This window comes from Marinicella marina (assembly GCF_030065545.1).
Classification (GTDB): Bacteria; Pseudomonadota; Gammaproteobacteria; order Xanthomonadales; family Marinicellaceae; genus Marinicella; species Marinicella marina.
In genome coordinates this window covers 1-669 of record NZ_JASJNC010000020.1, presented here as the reverse complement: position 1 = coordinate 669, position 669 = coordinate 1, and the positions used below count along the sequence as shown (strand labels likewise).

1 protein-coding gene is annotated in these 669 nt (G+C 39.2%); it reads left to right on the top strand.

Annotated features, from left to right (window positions below):
* A partial coding sequence (locus QNI24_RS15385; protein ID WP_283708772.1) for a hypothetical protein occupies nucleotides 1-669 on the top strand: 669 nt, incomplete at both ends.

The window sequence follows — 669 nt, the reverse complement described above, 5'->3', positions numbered from 1 at the left end:
ATCTGGACTTCTTTGACTCCAGCAACTTTATATGTCCGCTTAAATAAATTTGACAATACATCTCAAATCTTGGCTCAAAAACAAGTGTATGCTCAACAAGCTGTAACGCCATCTGCAACACTATCTTTTAATGACCCAGGGTGTGCATTGAATCCTGGAGCCAGTACTTGTACAACACCCATCACCTGGAGCGCATCTAATGCTCCTAATGCTGGGATATTTATTGATAACAACCCTAATTACTGGACCGGAACTCAAGGAACTAAAAATTTCATCTGGACTTCTTTGACTCCAGCAACTTTATATGTCCGCTTAAATAAATTTGACAATACATCTCAAATCTTGGCTCAAAAACAAGTGTATGCTCAACAAGCTGTAACGCCATCTGCAACACTATCTTTTAATGACCCAGGATGTACATTGAATCCTGGAGCCAGTACTTGCACGACACCCATCACTTGGAGTGCAACTAATGCTCCTAACGCTGGGATATTTATTGATAACAATCCTAATTATTGGACCGGAATTCAAGGAACTAAAAATTTCATCTGGACTTCTTTGACTCCAGCAACTTTATATGTCCGCTTAAATAAATTTGACAATACATCTCAAATCTTGGCTCAAAAACAAGTGTATGCTCAACAAGCTGTAACGCCATCTGCAACACTA